Below are 16,140 nucleotides of genomic sequence, written 5' to 3'. Positions count from 1 at the left end.
CTGAGGGTCACCTACCTCTTCTGTTTAGGATCAAGCACGTCCCGGAGTCCGTCTCCAAAGATATTGATCGCGATCACTGTCGCAAAAATCGATAACCCTGGTGGAATCCACAGCCACGGCCGATCCTGAAAGTCGATCATATTATTCGCAGCATCAATCATATTGCCCCAGGTTGGAGTTGGCGGCATAACACCTAGCCCAAAAAAGCTAAGAACCGATTCACTCAATATAGCGCCACCGATGTTAAGTGTAGCCATAACGATCAGTAACGGAACGATATTCGGCAGCAAATGATTAAATAATTTACGTCGGTCACGGAGGCCTAATACTACCGCCGCCTGCATAAACTCACGTTCACGCAGGCTAAGCATTTGCCCCCGTACCATACGTGCCATACCCGGCCAGCTAACAATACTAAGCATCAGCATAACGATATACATCCGATAATCCGTTGGAATCTTCCACTCCGATAATAACGCACCAAAAATAAAGAGCAGTGGCAGACTCGGGACCGTCAATAAAAGATCTGCAATCCGCATAATGATTTGATCGGCAATACCGCGGTAATACCCAGCAATAGCCCCCAAAAGAGCACCGATGAACACCGAAAGAACCATTGATGCTAGTCCTACGGTCAGTGAAATGCGCCCCGCCTGCATTACCCGGGTCAGAATATCTCTGCCCAATGCATCAGTGCCCAGCCAATGCTTCATATTGGGTGCCTTGTTCATCATAGCCATATTAATTTTGTTATCCGTATAAGGTGAGAACAGCGGACCAATAAAACAAAGCGCAAACATAAAGATCACCACCACAAATCCGGATACCGCCAGCTTGTTCTTTAGCAACCTCCGCATGGATTGCCGGAATAAAGAGGATTTTCCTTTGGTGGTCTGCGGCTTCGCGATCCCAGCTACATTACTTTGAACTGCCACGTCAGCTTCCTCCTCTCTATAGCCGAACTCTAGGATCGGCAATCCGGTACAAAACATCCGAAAGCAACGTTCCTATGACGGTAAGTATGGCAATAAACATCGTAAAGCCCATCAGCAAAGGATAATCCCTTAGTCCGAAGGACTGCATATACAGTTGGCCAATCCCAGGCCAATTGAATATTTTCTCAATAATAAGTGATCCGCCAAATAGTGCTGGAAGCTCAAAACCAACCAGTGTAATTGCGGGCAGCAAGGCATTACGTAAGGCGTGTGTAAAGAGCACCTTGCGTTCTTTTAGGCCTTTGGCGCGTGCCGTACGGATATAATCCTGTTTTAAGACATCAATCATATTGCTGCGGAAATAACGGGTGAGCGAACCTAATCCCAGAAGGGTCATAACTACAACCGGAAGGGTCATATGCGTTACGATCTCCTTAAAGTAAGCCAAACCCGTAGCATTACTCCCCGTGGTGATTATTCCACCTGGAGGCAGCCACTTGAGATCGACGGCCAGGATTTTGATTAGGAATAAGCCTATAAAAAATGACGGCAGCGACATTGCTGCAAATATAGCGATCATCACGAGTGTATCGAACCAGGAATATTGCTTATAGGCAGAGATGACGCCAATAATGACCGCAATCACCCACGTTAGAAACGTAGATACGGCAGCCAGCAAAAAGGAATTCCAAATATAATCATTAAAAAGCTGCAGCACAGGCTTTTGTTGAGCTAAGGAATACCCGAAATCACCATGCAGCGCATTCTTCATCCAGATCCCATACCGTTCAAGCACAGGCTTGTTTAAGCCGTAGATTTCACGAAGCTCAGCTTTGCGTTCAGCGGTCAATTTAATATTTCCGGTTATGAAATCACCGGGAGTTGAAGCATACAGACAGAAGATCAATAATGATGCCGCAAATAAGATGATGACCATGTACAACAGTCTTTTCGATAAATAAGCGCTCATGACAGACTCCTTATGATTCGTCCCCTGCCCTTGAATCCAGTCAGGGCAGGGGACACTGGTTTATTTATTTCAGGCTCCAAGTTGGCAGACTGCCAGCAAGACCGATGAACGGGCTGACCGATAGATTCTCAATACGTCCGTTATAGGCGTATACTGTCTTTTTATAACTTGTAAAAATAATAGGCAGTTCATCATTGAAAAGCTGATACAGCTCTTTATATACCGCTTTGCGTGCCTCAATATCAGTAGTGGCCAAGGCTTTGTTGTACAGCTCCAGGAATTTCGGATTGTCATAATCCGTGATTTCTCCATCGAAGAATTGCATGAACCCGTCAGACGGATCAGTCAACATGCTTGTGGAGAAGGATACGAGATCGTAGTCCCCACCTTCTACTTTCGATACCAGTGAGTTAAAGTCTGCGAAAACCTCAGGCTGGAATTCGATACCCAGCGCTTCAAAATTCTCTTTAGCTACAGCGATGAAAATATCTGTGTTTTTACTCTTCGAACCGAGGTAATGGATGGACAGCGGTTTGCCATCTTTTTCACGGATCCCCCCCGCGCCTACCGTCCAGCCAGCTTCATCGAGTAATTGTTTTGCTTTTTCCGGATCATATTTGTAAGGATTAATACCTTCCTCAGTGTAAGACCAGGAAATCGGCGATGCCGGGATGTTGGCAATAGAACCTGCACCTTGTGCTGCATCCACATAAATACTCTGACGATCCAAACCGTACACAATAGCTTGACGTACAAGCTTATCCTTGAGCTGCTCATGCTTCAGGTTAACTTGCAAGTAACCATAGGTACTTGGAGTGTAAGGAATAATATTCACAAAACCGAGTGCTTTCAGCTTCTCGATATTCTCGTCTGTCGCACTAAAGGAAGCGTAGTCCACTTCACCAGTTTCTACGAACTGCCACACGTCGCCTTCCGTAGTTTTGTAGATGAAATGCTCCGTCTTTGGTTTACCTTTGAAATAATTCTCATTCGCTACAAAACGCACTTCTTGACCAGGAATAAATTTCTCCAGCTTGTAAGGTCCATCGCCAAGTGGCTTCTCATGTAGCTTTTTAATGTATTCAAGATTTCCAATTTTATAGTCCTTGCCATAGTAAGCTTTCGACAGTACGTTCGAGCCGAGCTGTACTAGTGCCGTTGCGTTCGGTTGCTCAAGGGTTGCTGAGATCGTCTGTGGATCAATTACTTTAATGCCCTCAACTGTAGGGGATGTACCTTCCTTGTAGGCTTTGCCGCCTTTAACATTTAGCGATGGAAGCTGGGAGCTACCGTCATACGATTTGTCGTATTGGATCGTCCATGTAAATGCCACATCATCCGCTGTTAACGGTGAACCGTCGCTGAATTTCAAATCTTTTCTCAAGTGGAACGTGTATGTAAGCTGATCATCTGAAACATCCCAGCTCTCCGCAAGCTCCGGCGTTGGAACGCCTTTGTCATCAACAGTTACGAGAGAAGCGTATAGCAGTGAAGAGACATTGCCATCATAACCACTTTGTTGAAAATAAGGAGTGAACGCTCCGCTTGGGTCCGTAAGCCCGACGATAATGGTATCTGTACGTTTCTGGGCCACCGCTGGAAGTTTGGATAAATCCGTGGCAGTAAAAGGTTCGCTTAGAGCACCCGCAGTAACAATCTCTGGTGCAGTGGTTGCTTCCACATTGGTTGAATTAGTCCCTGCAGCCGCATTGTTTGCGGATGAGGATTCGTTATTACTGTTGTTAGCGCAAGCAGAAAGTAACAGTGACCCCGTAAGCAGTAATGAAGTGATTACAATCGCATTTTTTCTCATGTACCTATCTCCCTTTTCTCTCTGATAGAATAATAACTATAATTCCTACCCGTTAAGTATGAATAACATCTGATGTTCATTATAGAAAGGTTTTCGAGTTCTGTAAAGAGAGAACTTCAAAAAAATTCTCCATAAACAGAATTAGGCGATAATTAAAACAAATAAAAAAGCCAAAACCCCTCTCTGCATAAGAGAAGCCCTGGCTTTCAGACGGTTATTTTTTTTCAAAATCATTATTTCAAATACTCGAATAGCTGCTCATTCATCCGATGAATACCTTCAAGACGCAGACTGTATCCGGTGACATTCTCTCCTTCAATATAGGCATGAAGCAAACCTGCACAACGAAGATTAAAAATATGATCATGCACAATCCCCTTCGAGATCCCCGCATGCTTAACAATTTCGGTAAACGTCTTACGGCCATCACTAAGGGCTTGGAGGATTTTTAGCCGGCTTTTTTCACTCAGACTACGGATCGCTCTGTACATAAAAGGGGAGATTTCCTCATTCTCCATCGATATCCACGCCGCATAATGGCAGATCGTTAATTCCCCATAGCAATAGATAATATTAGCAGGCTGAAAATGATACTGTGGAATCAGTACGAGCTTCTTAAGCCCATCCGTAGGCATGAAGTAAAATCCGTTGGTCGTCTTGTTCACGAAATCCGCAGTGTCCAGTTCATTAAGCTCCGTGTTCTTCGAATCCGCATGCTGCTGCAGTTTGCTCAAAATCGCAGGATTGCATTGGCTAAAGTACTGGCGGTTCCACTCGGAAAGTAAAAATACTACGCGGTTACGGTAATCCTCCATATGGCTTGGAAATACCTTTACATATTTTGATAAGGTCTCATATAACTCACCAACCGATAACCGTTCAATCCAGTTCAACACACTGTCTACATCATCCTTAAATGGACAACAGTAAATGAGCAGATTCAACATTTTCCACTCATTGTTTAGTTCGGTTTCTTTCAGACGGGATAACAGCTCTTCACTGAGCGTGCTTTCAATTTCATTAGCCCACGCTACCCCTAAATCAATCTTCTTATAGGATTTTTTGCAGAGATAAGTATGTAAGCTGTTCAACAATTCATAAATCGATCCAAATTCAACCTCAACCTTGTATTCCACAATGATTCCTCCTGCTAGCGGTTCTTTTCAGTAGTGAGATATTCTCTTAATCTTATTGTATTATCCTGAGAATACGCAAGCTACTCTATAAACGGGAGTGTATAAAAATTCATTAGCTGCTGTTTCAGCACCGAATTTTCTGCATTTCACGTTGATTTAGCTGTCATTTCCGCGAGCGTGGGCGCTATCGGACACAGCTGAGCTTGTGCTAATAGCGTCTGCTCGATCCGCAGGCTTCAGCGGGAGATCAGGACTCTGCGCTATCGGACTCAGTTGACCTTGTGCTAATAGCGTCTGCTGGGTCCGTAATCTCCAACGGGAGATCAAGACTCTGCTCTATCGGACACAGTGGACCTTGTGCTAATAGCGTCTGCTGGGTCCGTAATCTCCAGCGGGAGATCAAAACTCTGCACTATCGGACACAGTGGACCTTATTCGCAGTATTATCCCCTTTTTTGTGTGCTATCGGACTCCATAGGCGCTATTGACACTATAAATGCCTATTTCGTGCCTATTCCAAAGGAATAGCTGCACTGGGGTCCGAAACTTTACTCAAAAGGCTAAATATGTGCGAATAGCGTCTGCTGGGTCCGAGAGGTTCTACGGAGGTTTAGGATTTTGTTCCATCGGTCAGTTGACCTTGTGCAAATAACGTCTATTGGGTCCGTAAGCTCCTGCGGGAGATTAGGATACTCTTCCATCGGACACAGTTGACCTTATTTGCAGTATTATCCTCTTTTCAGCATGCTATCGGACTCCATAGGCGCTATGGGCATAAAATAGGCCTATTTCGTGCCTATTCCAAAGGAATAGCTGCACTGGGGTCCGAAACTTTACTCAAAAGGCTAAATATGTGCAAATAGCGTCTGCTGGGTCCCTAAGCATCAGTGGGGAATTAGGATTCTGGACCGTAAGCATCAGCGGGGGATTAGGACTCTGGTCCGTAAGCTTCTGCGGCGGATTAGGATCCTACGCTATCGGACACAGTTGACCGTATTCGCAGTATTATCCCATTTTCAGCATGTTATCGGACTCCATAGGCGCTATGGGCATTAAAAATGCCTATTTCGCGCCTATTCCAAAGGAATAGCTGCACTGGGGTCCGAAACTTTGCACAAATGACTAAAAATGTGCAAATAGCGTCAATTGGGTCCGTTAGATTCCGCAGAGATTAGGACAAGCGAGAGTTAAGGGTTCGGGGTTCCATGGTTCCAGCGTTCTGAGGTTCCGAGGTTCCAAGGGTTCGGGGGTTCCATGGTTCCAGCGTTCTGAGGTTCTGAGGTTCCGGGATTCCAGCGTTCCTAGCGTTCCCAGCATTCCCAGCATTCCAGCGTTCCCAGCGTTCCCAGCGTTCCCAGCGTTCCCAGCGTTCCCAGCGTTCCCAGTGTTCCCAGCGTTCCCAGCGTTCCCAGTTTTCAGCTTACCAAAACAAATACTCGAGGTTAGTTAACTCTCACTTGCTATATTCTGCTTGACCAAGTTGCCCACATGAACAAAAAATACAGCGCAGCGATCCACGGGTAACAAGGAAAGCAACATTCAGCCCGAAGAACAATCAATCTGGTTCGTTCCTCGCTTTTTGCAATTCATGGTAGTAAAATATAGGCAATAACTAATTAGGAGTGAAGCCATAAGATGCAAATTCAAAATGAAAACGGACGTTTTTTTGTTGCTAATGACGGTAAAGACCTTGCCGAAATCACATACAGTTTGGATAAAGAAACCGGGGAATTGGTCATTGACCACACTCGTGTCTCCGAAGAACTGCGCGGTCAAGGTACTGGACAAGAGCTTGTACGTGCTGTTGTGGACAAGGCTCGGAATGAGAATTTAAAAATTGTACCCGTGTGCTCCTATGCTGCGCATCAATTTGAGAAGCACCCGGAGTACAAAGACGTGCTGAGCGGGAATACTGGCGGGAGAGCTTAAAACCTGCTCCCGTTTCCGCGAAGCTTTTTTAGTAACTATGCGAACTTATAATAGTTCAAATACACTTTAGGGGGAAACGGGTTTGACGACTGCCGACACTTTTAAGAATATTGAGGAATTGCAACAACGCTGTGAGCAATATGAAGGAATCTCATTAAAACTGAATTGGGATATGCTCCGCCAGCCATCAAGCGCAGGTGATACGGAATGGCTTGTGACTTATGAGGACGAATTACTGGTCGGTTTCTTGGGACTCTATGGTTTTGGAAGCGATATGGAGGTCTGTGGCATGGTTCGGCCAGGCTACCGTCGACGCGGAATCTTCACCTCTCTGTGGAACCGAGCACAAACCATAATCAAACGCAATAAAGTCTCTACTCTTCTTCTAAATGCACCCGCCGCTTCTTCATCTGGAACTGCTTTCCTGCAAACCTTGCCTCTACAGTTCAATCACGCTGAATATCAAATGAAATGGGATGGGAATTCCATGGTTTCTTCTGATGTTAGCTCAGCAACAGGGACTGTGGTCTTACGGCCAGCTCGTGAAGAAGAGGCACACATTCTGGTCGAACTGGATTGTGGAGGTTTTGATATGAAGACAGAAGATGCTGCCGAGCAGTATGAGTTGCACAAACAGGAAGGTATGCAAGAGAATATTATGATCGAGATGGACGGCAGGCCTGTTGGGAAAATGCGAGTGTGGACTGAAGATAATGAATCCTGGATCTATGGATTTACAGTCGACAAAAAGCTACGTGGGCTTGGCATTGGCCGCAGCGCCCTTCTTCAGACCATCGAACGAGAGCGCCAAAATTATAATGGTGTAAATCTGGAGGTCGCACTGGATAATCCCAATGCACTTAAGCTGTATGAGAGCTGCGGCTTTGTCATTCAGAATAAACAGGATTATTACCGATTTATCGGCTAATCCCCCGACCTAACTCTTGAGATTTTAATAAAGCAGTAACAATAAGACCTCCTTACTTGCTGGTGTTCTAACCTGCAGATAAGGAGGTCTATATTTATTATAGTAAATAATTCGCTTCGCCTCTCTCATTTCTACGATCGCTGCAGCTTAAGGAACCGTCAGCTAACACTTCACGCTCAAGAAATACGGATAACAAACGCACATAATCCAGTGACTCCATAAGCGAGATTGCCTCTCCAGCAAAGCAGTATTTACGTCCATCCAGCAGCGAGAAAACTTCCACGGTCTCCGCTGGCTCACCATAAGCATGATGGCAAAAAACATTGGCCATATGCATAAATCCAGTGATGATATCCTCATTGCCATTAACCATAAACTTCTGAATGTTCACGCTCCGGCCACTTTTTGAAGAGTTCCAAGCCAGCTGCGTAATCATCGATAACTCCAAATTCAGCGCTGGAACTGGGACATGCCACTGTTCATATAACATCACTGGAATCTCCTGTAGATGATTGCTTGAAACGATACGCATAAGCTCATCAGCTACACTCGTTTTGATATCCCAATATTGCAAAAGGGAGGGAAAAGCATCTCCCCTAGGAGGCCACCGGCGTTCTAACAGAAATTGTATAGGTGTCTCTCTTCGCACTTCCGGCAGCAGACTATAGAAGTCATTAAGTGTATGCCCCACAGCATATTGAACCTGCTGGCGCCAGCGTGGGAGCCCCGTCGCTGGAGCTCCGCTAGCTAAATTCTCAGTCCCGCCCAGCATAATATGCTCCATGCGATAATCGTGCAGCCGTTTATACGGAGGGGTATGTACATCCCTTGGTTTGTTAAACCAACTTCCCACTGGCCCACCCATCTTAGGTTACCGCCATACAGACTTCGATAAATTGACGGCCGAATTGACGGCAGGCTTCTTTTTCGGCAGCATTAGGGCCATACTCAATCTTTAGGCTATCTTGCAAAATGACTGCTCCACGCTCCTTTAACTTCTCCTCGATAACATCCACTGCCCCACAATAAATGGCGTAGCCTGTATCCCCACTACCAAAAACTGCTGACTTCATGGCAGTCAAATCAAGTTCATCCATCTCCTCATAGAAATCAAGAGATTCATCCGGCAACTCTCCGTCTCCCCAAGTATATGCCCCTAGCAGAACGCCTTCATATGATTTTATCTCAATCGCATTACATTCAGTGACCGACTTCAAAACAGCCTCACCGCCTGCTTGGCGTATTCCTTCTACAATCAATTCAGCCATTTCTTCAGTGTTGCCAGTTAAACTAGCATATGCCACAAGCACTTTAGCCATAAACTCCTGTTCCTCCCCTACTAACACCTTAAATTTAAATCATATACGCTTCACCTCATTCTATTTGATAATGATTATCATTGTCAATAAATAAAGTTAAAAAAACGCAAACTCCCCGTTATTACACACGGTTGAAGTTTGCGCACCGTCTCATTTTTCTTAAAAAGAAGCTTAATAAGCACCTTCCAGCAAGGTTATGTGATTCCCATCAGGATCACGAAAATTCATTTCTTTACCGCCATATTCCATCGTAACAGGTGGCTGACAATCCAGTCCCTTAGCTTTCAACTGCTCGTATGTCTCATCAAGATTATCACAGCCGAATACTAAATTAACAAAACCTGTCGTAAGATTTTCCCACTTTGCAGCATCCCAAATAATAATTCCCGGCTGTTTCTTGTCAAAACCAAGCTTTGCCCCGTCGAAATTACCGTAGCCTTCGAAAGGCATAGGAATTCCTAGTACCTCCGTATAAAATTTAGCTGACACCGCAGTATCTTTAGTGTAAATGTTAGTCCCTTCAAAAGACGAAATCATAACTTGTCCCCTCTCATTTTCATAATATGTCTCATTTCTTACATGGGTTTAGTCTAACAAGGTTAACACGCTTTGTATTGCAAAATTACGACATTCTTCGGCCTGCATAGACCAAGGCTTCAAGTGGGGTTCTTCCTGCATATTTTTTGAAATTATTGATAAAATGGGACTGGTGACTGTAACCATACGCGAAAATAAGATCCTGCATATTCTTTGTCTGCCCAGGTAAATGACACATCTCCCGCCATACATTCTGAAACCGCACGAGATCTGCTGTTTTTTTGGGCGATACACCTATATATTCTTGAAAAAGCCGTTCAAGTTGTCGTCTGCTTAAATTAGAACTGGTCTCCAAATCCTCTGCGGTCACAATCCCTTTTTGTTTAACCATAGTATAGACTGCGTTCATCATCCGATTGTTAGTCCGCCCTCTACGCTCAAGACGACGAAGCAGATAGGCTTCAGCGGCTGCAATCCTTTCGTCCATCGAGTTTACTTTCTCCAATAGATGACCAAGCTCTTTTTTAAAAGTGCCAAAATAATGTTCTACATCGACATGTGCATTCAAGACATTCCGCAGATGATCATCTGCAAAAAAATGAACCGCCCAGAAATGAAACCGGATACCAAAGGTTGAACTCCCCCCTGGCTTTCCGTCTGAAGAGACTTCAAATGGAGTGTCATTGATACCGGAGAAAAAAGTGTTTGTATTGCCTGATTCTCTATCCAAATCCCAAATAATATCCATACAGGTATCCGGAATTATTGTCTCCGTCTCAGGTTGTTGTATAGACTCCACATCTACAGAACCCCAAAAACAGCGAATAAACGGCTGCAAGGCATGGCTGGGCAGAAACTCACTAGTGTGGTTGGGTTTTGCAGTTATAGGGAAATACAGCGGTGAGAGATTGAACATAGCTTTAGTTCTCCGATCGTAAATAGGGTAAGAACTCTACTATCTGATCATACACAATCAAGTCTTGCAGCACCAGTTGAATAGCCGCATAAGCATGGGAATATTATACACCTCATTAGCATTGGACAAAATAATTGGTGAAGCTGGCTGAGGCGTAATTTGTTTGTAGCAATCAGGTGAAATGTTGTACAATAAAGGCTAAATGAATTTTTTTGAAGGATGGATTAAATCATGTATATAGCGAGCGATTGGAAAGACTATGAAGTAATTGATACAGGCGGTGGAGAGAAGCTCGAACGCTGGGGCGATATTATCTTGCGTCGTCCTGATCCACAGATTATTTGGCCTCTAAATAATGAGACCGCTAAATGGCGTGATGTGCACGGACATTATCACCGTTCCTCCGCTGGTGGCGGACAATGGGAAATGAAAAAAACCATTCCGGACGATTGGAAGATTAGCTATGGTAAATTAAAATTCCACTTACGTCCTACAAACTTCAAGCATACAGGACTATTCCCGGAACAAGCAGCCAACTGGAGCTGGATGATGGACAAGATTGCAGCGGCTAACCGTCCAATCTCAGTGCTGAATCTTTTTGCTTACACAGGTGGAGCTACTGTGGCAGCGGCGAGTGCCGGTGCGTCTGTCGTTCACGTAGATGCAGCCAAAGGTATGGTGCAGTGGGCGAAAGAAAACGTTCAGCTGTCTGGTCTTGGAGAACGTCCAGTCCGCTTTATCACGGATGATGTATTCAAGTTCGTACAACGTGAACAACGCCGCGGAAGTAAATATGATGCGATTATTATGGACCCTCCTTCTTACGGAAGAGGACCTGGTGGAGAAATGTGGAAGCTTGAATCAAGCTTGTATCCTTTCCTTGAGAGCTGTATGGAGATTATGAGCGACAACCCTTTGTTCATGCTCATTAATTCCTACACCACAGGAATTTCTCCAACTGTACTGCGCAACATGTTGTCCATGACCATGGGCAAACGTTATGGCGGAAAGCTTACCTCCGGCGAAATCGGTCTTCCGATCACCTCCTCCGGCATGAATCTGCCATGTGGTATCCTGGGTCGCTGGGAGGCGTAAGCCATGACACAGCATAGTTCCGGCAACAATGAGGCTGTAAGCGGCGGATCACAACGCTTTGAAGTGTTGTACGAAGACAACCATCTTCTGGGGATTGTAAAACCCGTGAATATTCCTGTTCAGGAGGATGCAACAGGCGATCCTGACCTGCTGAACCTGCTGAAAGAAGATGTGAAGGAACGTTTCAACAAACCCGGCAACGTCTATATCGGTCTGGTCCACCGTTTGGATCGACCGGTTGGGGGAGCAATGATTTTTGCCAAGACTTCCAAAGCGGCTTCAAGACTATCCGAGAGTGTCCGTACTCACGGCTTTCATAAGGTGTATTTAACAGTCGTGCATGGTAAACCGCCAGCCACTCGTGGCCGTCTTACAGATACGCTGCTTAAAGACGCAAAGAGTAACACCGTCACTGTGGTTCGAAAAGGAACTCCCGGCGGCAAGGAAGCAATTCTGGATTACACAGTTCTTGACAGTGCAGAAGGATACAGCCTGCTTAAGATTGATTTACTTACAGGCCGTTCCCACCAAATTCGGGTGCAGCTAAGTTCGATCGGCTGCCCATTATACGGTGATCAGAAGTACGGGGCTTCAGTGAACAGACCGGGGCAACAAATTGCGTTATGGTCAGCACTTGTAGGATTCCCTCACCCTGTTACTAAAGAAGAAGTGGAACTCATCTCTCTGCCCCCACAAACCCATCCTTGGGATCTGTGGCCGCGGGAAACACTAAAAAAAGGGCTGTTCTAAAGCAGCCGTTTCTAGGCATTGAAACGATAAAAACGAGGCAGTGATTCTCCGGTTAGTGGAGAATCACTGCCTCGTTTTTGGTTCTGCGTCTGCTACTTGAACAGACTATGGGAAGAGGGTCCACGTTGGAGTGTTCTTCCTAGCTCCGCAGGATATGCTTAGTCCGATTATTCCAGCCGGGCATTGAATATCCCTTTGAGATTAAACATCCTTTCGAAATTAAACATCCCTTCCAGCCTGAACTTAGCTAACGGTAACCCGCTCAGTTTAGCTGAGGATCAGCAGTGGTTCAGCAGTGGTTCAGCAGTGGTTCAGCAGTGGTTCAGCAGTGGATCCTAGATGGAATCTGAAATGAAAAGTAAGATAACTGCATTCTATACACTTATTCCGAATAAAAAAGCAGTAGATCGGATTTTAAGTGTACTTTTTACAATTAAAAATCAGGGAAACTGCAAAAAGAGAAGTAAATCAAGAAAATAGTTGTATAAAATACAGTTATATTTCATCAATCGAGTAATTAGCAAACAATAGCTGTACAAAATACAACTAAATGCATCTAGATTCATCTAGGTGCCTCTAATTGCTCTAAAACACTCTAAATGCTTCTACATACTCTAAATACTTCTAACACTCTAAATGCTTCTACATCCTCTAAATGCTTCTACATACTCTAAATGCACTAGTGATACAGCAAAGCTATTTGCTTCAAGGTGTTGAGCCCTCCGGTGTGGTTGTAACAACCATTTTGCCCATTAAGTAGAGCAGTAACTGTTGGTTATGAGAGGAGATCGGATCAAGCGCTTCCGCAAAAAAATCACTGCGGATCTTTAGACCACGTGCAGTTTCTTCCTTTCCAGTCTCCGTTATGCTCACCCATACAATCCGCCGGTCCGAAGCATCTCTTTCCCGCACAATAAGCTCATGCTTCTCCATCCGATCAAGTAACATCGTAACCGCTGCAGGACTGGTCGCCAAATGTGGAGCCAGATCAGAAGGCTTCATCGCGTCGCGTTCCTGAAGCAGTTCAAGTACAGTAAGTTGGGCATCCGTCAGCGTTGGAGCAAGATTACTGTCCATATGTAATTTATAATCTTTTAAAATCTTATGCCAAATTTTACTGAATTCAGAAGCATGCACACTTATTCCTTCCTTTCCTCGCGGTTCTATCCGGTATATCTACATTTTCGCGAAACAACTTCCATTTCCTGCAAAAGAAGAAAAAATAAATCTGCCGGACCTTCAGCATAAAAAAATAAAAAACGACGCTTAGTCAACCCTCCAAAAGAGCGGACTAAACGCCGTTATAAAATCACTTGTTAATCGCTAGTTTTAATGAACTGATGGGAAAAGATTTATGATCTCATCCTTTTTCTCCACAGCTACAATCTGTTTGCCTGTAGAACGACGCTCGCCCAGCGGCGCTGATTCAGAGGAGAACGTATGGTGGGCATTCTCACGAGTAACGGCATTCAGTTCTAATGGCTCCTTGCAATAGAAAGCCCCTGCTAACCTGCTGCCATTTGGACGTATTCGTTTGCCTTCCTTGAATTCGAAGGTTGGCATTCCTTTGCCACCACGGCTTTGTGATGGATAATCCACAAGTAATGAACGTTTCGCATAACCAATATCAGAAATAGCAAGGATTTCGCCTTCATCTTCGCTGACCCAGAAGCAGGAAATCACCTCGTCGCCCTCGCGCAGCTGAATTCCTCTTACACCAGATGCAACGCGACCCATAGGGTTAACCTCATTCTCATGGAATCGGATACTCATTCCCTCACGGGTAACCAGCACAATGTCCTTGTCATTCGTACTGGAAGCCACTGTAATGATCTCATCACCCTCGGCTACCTTACAGGCCGCTACAGCTCCAGAACGGCTTGTAGAGTATTCCTTGAGCTCTGTACGCTTCACCTGACCCCGACGGGTGACGAACACAAGACTTTGCTGCGGATCATCTAGATTATTAACCGGAATCACACTAACGATTCCATCTCCTTTAGACAATCCAATGACATTCACAATCGCTGTACCAGGCTCTTTCCATTTAAACTCCGGAATCTGGTGCACAGGAAGCAAGAAGTATTGCCCCTTGCGGGTAAATACCAGCAGACTGTCACGGGTATTCACATCCAGCAGCCTGACGATATGGTCACCTTCTTTGACGCCTGAGGTATGACGCTCCCCACCTGAACGGGTGAAGGAAAGCATACCAGTCCGCTTAATATAACCATCTGCTGAAAGAGCAACTAGCACATCCTCCGCGTTGACCAGCGCTTCAAGGCTAACCTTGAGCTCCTCTACTTCGCCTTGGATCAGAGAACGGCGATCAATGCCGTATTTGTCGCGAATCTCCAGCAGTTCCTTACGGATTACAGAAACTAGCTTTTTGTCGCTTTCCAAAATGCCGCGCAGATGTGTAATCTTTGCCATCATTTCATCTAACTCTTTCTGGAGTGAAGTGATCTCCAGATTGGTCAGACGATACAATTGCAAAGTAAGGATCGAATCGGCTTGGCGTTCACTGAAGCCGAACATCCATACGAGATTGTTCTGAGCATCCTGACGGTTTTTCGACGCTTTGATCGCAGCGATAACCTCATCCAGAATGTTCAGTGCTTTAACTAAGCCCTCTAAGACATGAGCACGGTCTTCTGCGCGTTCCAGATCGAACTGGGTGCGATGAGTCACAACTTCACGCTGATGCGCGATATAAGCTTCCAGGATGGCTTTTAGACCAAGCTGCTGAGGCGCTTTGTTAACAATAGCAACCATATTGAAGTTATAGGTAATTTGAAGATCGGTTTTTTTGAGCAGATAGGCCAACACGCCTTGAGCATCAGCCTCTTTTTTGAGTTCGACTACAATCCGCAATCCCTCACGGCCGCTCTCATCACGAACCTCGGCAATGCCATCGATCTTTTTCTCCAGCCGAATATTCTCCATGGAAGTAACCAGCCGTGATTTTACAATCTGGAATGGAACTTCCGTAATCACGATTTGCTGCTTGCCGCCCCGCATATTCTCAATCTCTGTCTTGGAGCGCAGGTAAATACGGCCTTTACCTGTGCGGTAAGCATCCATGATGCCGTCTCCGCCCATGATCGTGCCGCCTGTAGGGAAATCCGGACCTTTCATAAAGGTCATAATTTCTTCCAGCTCAATATTTGGCTTCTGCATCACTGCGATACAAGCGTCAATTACTTCACGCAGATTATGTGGCGGAATTTCAGTAGCAAAACCCGCAGAAATCCCACTCGTGCCATTTACGAGCAGATTCGGATACCGGGAAGGAACCACAACAGGCTCTTTGGCGGTATTGTCAAAGTTATCTTTAAACAAGACGGTCCGCTTCTCGATATCACGCATCATCTCCATTGCAATGGGAGACAGCCGTGCTTCTGTATAACGCATTGCCGCAGCTGGGTCATCGTCCATGGAGCCCCAGTTGCCGTGACCGTCAACTAGCACATGCCCCATCTTCCAAGGCTGTGCCATACGTACCATACCATCGTAAATAGAGGAGTCACCATGTGGATGGTAATTACCCATTACATCTCCGACGGTTTTGGCTGACTTGCGGTATGGCTTGTCAGGTGTGTTGCCGGAGTCGTACATCGCGTAAAGAATCCGGCGCTGCACGGGTTTAAGTCCATCACGGACATCGGGGATTGCCCGGTCCTGAATAATATATTTGGAATACCGACCAAAGCGGTCACCGACGACCTCTTCCAGAAATGCCGGCAAAAATTGTTCTGATAAACTACTCACTTTGCTCACCTTCTGTTCCTCAAACTGCCCGTTTTAAAATA

At 45.3% G+C, this 16,140-nt stretch carries 14 protein-coding genes; 4 read left to right on the top strand and 10 right to left on the bottom strand.

What is annotated here, in order from left to right; translation table 11 throughout:
* Positions 1-11 precede the first annotated feature (11 nt).
* The 4 genes from opp4C to MHH49_RS20930 all read right to left on the bottom strand — a co-directional run bounded on the left by opp4C (position 12) and on the right by MHH49_RS20930 (position 4,854).
* Complete coding sequence (opp4C, locus tag MHH49_RS20945; RefSeq protein ID WP_036685740.1) at positions 12-935, bottom strand: oligopeptide ABC transporter permease; 924 nt, start codon at positions 933-935, stop codon at positions 12-14.
* A gap of 16 nt (positions 936-951) precedes the next feature.
* Positions 952-1,905 (bottom strand): ABC transporter permease, encoded by a 954-nt coding sequence (locus MHH49_RS20940; RefSeq protein WP_076130810.1) that lies wholly within the window; start codon positions 1,903-1,905, stop codon positions 952-954.
* A gap of 64 nt (positions 1,906-1,969) precedes the next feature.
* Positions 1,970-3,718: an ABC transporter substrate-binding protein gene (locus tag MHH49_RS20935; RefSeq protein WP_341043069.1), complete on the bottom strand. Its 1,749-nt coding sequence runs from the start codon at positions 3,716-3,718 to the stop codon at positions 1,970-1,972.
* A gap of 233 nt (positions 3,719-3,951) precedes the next feature.
* A complete protein-coding gene (locus MHH49_RS20930; RefSeq protein WP_038572383.1) occupies positions 3,952-4,854 on the bottom strand; it encodes an ArsR/SmtB family transcription factor in 903 nt (300 codons plus the stop codon).
* Positions 4,855-6,489: 1,635 nt separating this feature from the next.
* Between MHH49_RS20930 and MHH49_RS20925 the strand changes: the two genes are divergently transcribed.
* Both MHH49_RS20925 and MHH49_RS20920 read left to right on the top strand, forming a co-directional pair.
* Entirely contained in the window at positions 6,490-6,783 is a 294-nt protein-coding gene (locus MHH49_RS20925) for a GNAT family N-acetyltransferase (protein WP_036685732.1), read from the top strand.
* 82 nt (positions 6,784-6,865) lie between these two features.
* Positions 6,866-7,711: a GNAT family N-acetyltransferase gene (locus MHH49_RS20920; RefSeq protein WP_036685729.1), complete on the top strand. Its 846-nt coding sequence runs from the start codon at positions 6,866-6,868 to the stop codon at positions 7,709-7,711.
* 97 nt (positions 7,712-7,808) lie between these two features.
* On the opposite strand, the gene MHH49_RS20915 is transcribed toward MHH49_RS20920, so the two are convergent.
* The 4 genes from MHH49_RS20915 to MHH49_RS20900 all read right to left on the bottom strand — a co-directional run bounded on the left by MHH49_RS20915 (position 7,809) and on the right by MHH49_RS20900 (position 10,483).
* Positions 7,809-8,576, bottom strand: a complete 768-nt coding sequence (locus MHH49_RS20915; RefSeq protein ID WP_051491404.1) for a hypothetical protein — start codon at positions 8,574-8,576, stop codon at positions 7,809-7,811.
* A gap of 1 nt (position 8,577) precedes the next feature.
* Positions 8,578-9,030: a flavodoxin gene (locus MHH49_RS20910; protein WP_036685726.1), complete on the bottom strand. Its 453-nt coding sequence runs from the start codon at positions 9,028-9,030 to the stop codon at positions 8,578-8,580.
* A 171-nt stretch (positions 9,031-9,201) separates the two neighbouring features.
* The gene (locus tag MHH49_RS20905; protein WP_036685723.1) at positions 9,202-9,567 is read right to left on the bottom strand and encodes a VOC family protein; all 366 of its coding nucleotides are present in this window, start codon (positions 9,565-9,567) and stop codon (positions 9,202-9,204) included.
* Positions 9,568-9,652: 85 nt separating this feature from the next.
* Entirely contained in the window at positions 9,653-10,483 is an 831-nt protein-coding gene (locus MHH49_RS20900; RefSeq protein WP_036685720.1) for an AraC family transcriptional regulator, read from the bottom strand.
* 231 nt (positions 10,484-10,714) lie between these two features.
* Between MHH49_RS20900 and MHH49_RS20895 the strand changes: the two genes are divergently transcribed.
* Both MHH49_RS20895 and MHH49_RS20890 read left to right on the top strand, forming a co-directional pair.
* Complete coding sequence (locus tag MHH49_RS20895; protein ID WP_036685718.1) at positions 10,715-11,578, top strand: class I SAM-dependent methyltransferase; 864 nt, start codon at positions 10,715-10,717, stop codon at positions 11,576-11,578.
* A 3-nt stretch (positions 11,579-11,581) separates the two neighbouring features.
* On the top strand, positions 11,582-12,328 hold the full coding sequence (locus MHH49_RS20890; RefSeq protein ID WP_036685716.1) for an RluA family pseudouridine synthase: 747 nt from the start codon (positions 11,582-11,584) through the stop codon (positions 12,326-12,328).
* A 705-nt stretch (positions 12,329-13,033) separates the two neighbouring features.
* On the opposite strand, the gene MHH49_RS20885 is transcribed toward MHH49_RS20890, so the two are convergent.
* A complete protein-coding gene (locus MHH49_RS20885; RefSeq protein WP_036685713.1) occupies positions 13,034-13,465 on the bottom strand; it encodes a MarR family winged helix-turn-helix transcriptional regulator in 432 nt (143 codons plus the stop codon).
* 192 nt (positions 13,466-13,657) lie between these two features.
* Positions 13,658-16,099 carry a DNA gyrase subunit A gene (gene gyrA / locus MHH49_RS20880; protein WP_036685712.1) on the bottom strand — a complete coding sequence of 814 codons (2,442 nt, stop codon included), beginning with the start codon at positions 16,097-16,099 and terminating at the stop codon, positions 13,658-13,660.
* Positions 16,100-16,140 lie beyond the last annotated feature (41 nt).

Origin of the sequence: Paenibacillus sp. FSL F4-0122 (assembly GCF_038002845.1) — a bacterium.
In the GTDB taxonomy this organism is placed as follows: domain Bacteria; phylum Bacillota; class Bacilli; order Paenibacillales; family Paenibacillaceae; genus Paenibacillus_AQ; species Paenibacillus_AQ odorifer.
The sequence above is the reverse complement of the archived record's forward strand: the minus strand, read 5'-3'. Positions and strand labels throughout refer to the sequence as shown.

Excerpts from the sequence above, each read along its gene's own strand:
- MHH49_RS20915 (WP_051491404.1), bottom strand. The coding sequence starts at position 8,576 with ATGGGTGGGCCAGTGGGAAGTTGGTTTAACAAACCAAGGGATGTACAT.
- MHH49_RS20890 (WP_036685716.1), top strand. The coding sequence starts at position 11,582 with ATGACACAGCATAGTTCCGGCAACAATGAGGCTGTAAGCGGCGGATCA.
- MHH49_RS20910 (WP_036685726.1), bottom strand. The coding sequence starts at position 9,030 with ATGGCTAAAGTGCTTGTGGCATATGCTAGTTTAACTGGCAACACTGAA.
- MHH49_RS20905 (WP_036685723.1), bottom strand. The coding sequence starts at position 9,567 with ATGATTTCGTCTTTTGAAGGGACTAACATTTACACTAAAGATACTGCG.
- MHH49_RS20925 (WP_036685732.1), top strand. The coding sequence starts at position 6,490 with ATGCAAATTCAAAATGAAAACGGACGTTTTTTTGTTGCTAATGACGGT.
- MHH49_RS20940 (WP_076130810.1), bottom strand. The coding sequence starts at position 1,905 with ATGAGCGCTTATTTATCGAAAAGACTGTTGTACATGGTCATCATCTTA.
- MHH49_RS20935 (WP_341043069.1), bottom strand. The coding sequence starts at position 3,718 with ATGAGAAAAAATGCGATTGTAATCACTTCATTACTGCTTACGGGGTCA.
- MHH49_RS20895 (WP_036685718.1), top strand. The coding sequence starts at position 10,715 with ATGTATATAGCGAGCGATTGGAAAGACTATGAAGTAATTGATACAGGC.
- MHH49_RS20900 (WP_036685720.1), bottom strand. The coding sequence starts at position 10,483 with ATGTTCAATCTCTCACCGCTGTATTTCCCTATAACTGCAAAACCCAAC.